The sequence below is a fragment of the Parashewanella curva genome (assembly GCF_003675895.1).
GTDB classification, from domain to species: Bacteria; Pseudomonadota; Gammaproteobacteria; order Enterobacterales; family Shewanellaceae; genus Parashewanella; species Parashewanella curva.
This window is the reverse complement of sequence record NZ_ML014903.1, coordinates 1-3966: the sequence shown is the minus strand read 5'-3', so window position 1 is coordinate 3966 and position 3966 is coordinate 1. Positions and strand designations below refer to the sequence as shown.

4 protein-coding genes are annotated in these 3966 nt (G+C 45.6%); all 4 read left to right on the top strand.

Translation table 11 applies throughout. The features are described from left to right. A partial coding sequence (ftsY, locus tag D5018_RS20935) for a signal recognition particle-docking protein FtsY (protein ID WP_133309369.1) occupies positions 1-1118 on the top strand: 1118 nt, incomplete at its 5' end. Positions 1119-1129: 11 nt separating this feature from the next. After that, positions 1130-1795 carry a cell division ATP-binding protein FtsE gene (gene ftsE / locus D5018_RS20930; protein WP_121840914.1) on the top strand — a complete coding sequence of 222 codons (666 nt, stop codon included), beginning with the start codon at positions 1130-1132 and terminating at the stop codon, positions 1793-1795. Continuing rightward, positions 1788-2765 carry a permease-like cell division protein FtsX gene (gene ftsX, locus D5018_RS20925; protein WP_121840913.1) on the top strand — a complete coding sequence of 326 codons (978 nt, stop codon included), beginning with the start codon at positions 1788-1790 and terminating at the stop codon, positions 2763-2765. The genes ftsE and ftsX overlap by 8 nt, the downstream gene beginning before the upstream one ends. Before the next feature lie 157 nt (positions 2766-2922). Beyond that, positions 2923-3786, top strand: a complete 864-nt coding sequence (gene rpoH, locus D5018_RS20920) for an RNA polymerase sigma factor RpoH (protein ID WP_121840912.1) — start codon at positions 2923-2925, stop codon at positions 3784-3786. Positions 3787-3966 lie beyond the last annotated feature (180 nt).

The window sequence follows — 3966 nt, the reverse complement described above, 5'->3', positions numbered from 1 at the left end:
CAGAGCCAGAGCCAGAGCCAGAGCCAGAGCCAGAGCCAGAGCCAGAGCCAGAGCCAGAGCCAGAGCCAGAGCCAGAGCCAGAGCCAGAGCCAGAGCCAGAGCCAGAGCCAGAGCCAGAGCCAGAGCCAACAGCCGAAGCTCAGCCTGAACCACAAGAAAAGCCGAAAAAGGAAGGTTTTTTTGCACGTCTAAAACGGGGCTTGCAACGTACCAGTGAAAACATTGGTAGTGGCTTTATTGGCCTGTTCAAAGGCAAAAAAATTGATGATGAGCTGTTCGAAGAATTAGAAGAACAGTTGTTGATTGCCGATGTTGGCGTCGAAACCACGACTCGATTAATTGATAGCTTGACGCAACAGGCTTCTCGCAAACAGCTTAAAGATGGCGAAGCTTTATATGAACTGTTGCGACATGAAATGCAGCAAACGATTGAGCCAGTTTCACAGCCACTCGTGCCTGAAGTACCAGAAGGTCAAGAAGGGCCGTTTGTGATCTTAATGGTGGGTGTGAACGGTGTCGGTAAAACCACAACGATTGGTAAGCTGGCGAAACAGTACCAAAGCCAAGGTAAATCGGTGATGTTGGCGGCAGGCGATACCTTCCGTGCAGCCGCGGTTGAGCAGCTACAAGTTTGGGGGCAGCGCAACGATATTCCTGTGATTGCCCAACACACAGGTGCTGATAGTGCATCAGTATTATTCGATGCACTGCAAGCGGCGAAAGCCCGTGGTGCTGACGTATTGATTGCTGATACCGCAGGCCGCTTGCAGAATAAATCACACTTGATGGAAGAGTTGAAAAAAGTCGTGCGTGTAATGAAAAAGCAAGATGTGAATGCGCCACACGAAGTGATGCTGACTCTCGATGCCAGCACTGGGCAAAACGCCATCAGTCAGGCACAATTGTTCCAAGATGCCGTAGGCGTAACGGGCATCACTTTAACTAAACTTGATGGAACAGCTAAAGGCGGGGTAATTTTTGCGATTGCCGATAAGTTCTCAATCCCAATTCGTCATATTGGTGTTGGTGAACAAATTGATGATCTGCGTGCTTTTGATGCTAAAGACTTTATTGATGCGCTGTTTAGTCAGGAAGAAAACAAGCAGAACCAAGAATAAAACGGAAGACTATGATTGAGTTTGAGCAGGTAAGTAAAGTTTATCCCAGCGGTCAAAAAGCCCTTACTCAGGTGGATTTTGCCTTAGGCTCTGGCGAAATGGCCTTTTTAACCGGACATTCAGGAGCGGGTAAAAGCACCTTGCTTAAACTCATCACCGTAATTGAGCGAGCCAGTGCAGGTCGAGTCATCGTTAATGACTATGATGTTGCCAAACTCAAGCGTAAACAAGTCCCTTATTTTCGTCGAAATATCGGTATGATCTTCCAAGATCATCATTTACTCATGGATAAAAGCGTATTTGACAATGTCGCACTGCCGTTGATCATTGAAGGGTACTCAATGGGCGACATTAAAAAGCGAGTTGCTGGTGCTCTTGATATGGTGGGCTTGTTTGGTAAAGAAAAACATCTTCCTATCATGTTGTCAGGTGGCGAGCGCCAACGCGTAGGGATCGCTCGTGCCGTTGTCAATAAGCCTTCACTGCTTCTGGCTGATGAGCCAACAGGTAACCTAGATCCTAAGTTATCGATGGACATTCTCAAGCTGTTTGAAATTCTCAATGATGTTGGTACTAGTGTATTAATCGCTACCCATGATTTGGGGCTGATTGCGCGAATGAAATACCGAACCCTGACGTTGAAACAAGGGCGAATGTTAGGAGGGGAGCATGACTAAATCTACCTCTACTCTTAATGCCTTGCAACACAGTAACTTGCCGTTGTCAGGGCGAATTGTGATGTTTTTTATTCGTCATATTCAGCAAGCTCTCGCCAGCATTGGTGAAATTTGGCGCACGCCAGTCTCGTCGTTGATGACTATGATAGTGCTTGGAGTCAGTTTAAGTTTGCCTGCCGCGCTGCAGGTGCTCGTTAAAAACGCCGCAGTGATCACCAACTCATGGGATAACGCTGCTCAAATTTCATTATTTATTGATTCTCCTCGAAGCGAAGCCAGCATTCAGTCTTTACTCACTCGAATAAAGTCCGATCCAGATGTAAGTGAAGTGCTATACATCAGCCGCAAACAAGCCTTAGATGAGTTTCAAGCGTTATCGGGCTTTGGTGATGCGTTGGCCTATTTGGATGAAAACCCGCTTCCTGCAGTGATTAGCGTGACCCCGACTAATCAGGCTTCTAGTCCTGTAAAAGCGAAAGCTTTACTCAAACGACTGGAGCAAGAGCCACAAATTAGTTTGGGTCGTTTGGATATAGAGTGGCTGCAGAAATTACAAGCGATAGTCTCTATCATTCAACGAACTGTGTTCGCCGTGGCTTTGCTGCTTATATTGGCGGTGACCTTAGTGATTGGCAACACCATTCGTTTATCCATTATGAATCGTCAGCGAGAAATCGAAGTGATGAAACTGGTGGGAGCAACGGATGCGTTTATTCAGCGGCCGTTTGTATACTCAGGTATTTGGCTGGGGATCATAGCGGGAGGGATTGCTGTCATTTTAGTGCAAAGTTTAGTGTGGTATCTTGATGGTGCATTAGTTGGTCTATTGCAGTTGTATGATTCACCCATGTCGTTATCCATGCTATCACTGGATGAATGTGGATTGCTGGTGTTATTTGCCGCCTTTTTGGGGTGGCTAGGAGCATATTTGTCTGTGAGGCAGCACTTAAAGGCGATTGAGCCTCGATAGGCTGAATGAACTTTGATGGATACAGATAGTCTTATACTCTGCTGAATTCTTAATAAGAATTAACTTGAAGGTTGACATATTCTGTCAAATAATGAATATTGTTCAATTCGAGTTTTTTATTGTTTCAATTTTAAATTTCATTTAGGAGCTTACTTAAATGACCCAAGACAAACCTTCTATGGCGTTAATGATGGTCCCTCAAGGGAGCAGTAGCCTAGAGTCTTATGTTCAATCAGTACACGGCATTTCGATGCTGGATGCCGAGACGGAATATGAGCTTGCCAAGCGTTTGCAAGAAACGGGTGATTTACAAGCCGCTAAAAAGCTCATTATGTCACACCTACGCTTTGTGGTGCATGTGGCTAAAGGCTATTCCGGTTATGGTTTACCACAAGCGGATTTGATCCAAGAAGGCAACATTGGTTTGATGAAAGCAGTGAAACGCTTCGACCCTACTGTTGGTGTGCGTTTAGTATCGTTTGCAGTACATTGGATCAAAGCCGAAATTCATGAGTACGTATTGAAAAACTGGCGTATTGTCAAGGTTGCGACCACTAAAGCACAGCGCAAACTTTTCTTTAATCTTCGTAAAGCCAAAAAGCGTTTAGGCTGGTTTAGTGATGACGAAGTATCTATGGTTGCCGACAATCTTGGAGTATCGAAAAAAGACGTAATGGAAATGGAGTCACGTATGGCGGCTCAAGATCCAGCGTTTGATTTAGCGTCTGATAATGACGATGACTCAACTGATTTCGCACCTGTACAATATTTGGAAGATAACAGTTCTGATCACGCTCAAACCATTGAGCAAGACAACTGGGAATCACAAGCACAGGCAAGATTACTGTCAGCCATCAAAACTCTTGATGAGCGCAGCCAGCACATCTTACAAGCCCGCTGGTTAGATGAAGACAAAGCCACCTTACATGATCTTGCTGCTGAATATAATGTCTCAGCCGAACGTATTCGTCAGCTTGAGAAAAGCGCGATGAAAAAAATTAAGGCCTGTATGGCGGCGTAATGTGATACGTCAGCAAACGAACTTAACACCTGCTACGGCAGGTGTTTTTGTTTGGTGCGCCGAGCATGGCGTTGTTCTAGGAGGTGAAAGTCCTCTACGGGCTCAGTCGAGCGGGAACCGTTAGCCTATGCAAGGGTGTTCATCGTGAGGTGAAATCTGAAGGAAGCAAATGGCAAAACG

Bases quoted from the DNA above. Each gene is read 5' to 3' on its own strand.
- ftsE (WP_121840914.1), top strand. From the start codon at position 1,130: ATGATTGAGTTTGAGCAGGTAAGTAAAGTTTATCCCAGCGGTCAAAAA.
- ftsX (WP_121840913.1), top strand. From the start codon at position 1,788: ATGACTAAATCTACCTCTACTCTTAATGCCTTGCAACACAGTAACTTG.
- rpoH (WP_121840912.1), top strand. From the start codon at position 2,923: ATGACCCAAGACAAACCTTCTATGGCGTTAATGATGGTCCCTCAAGGG.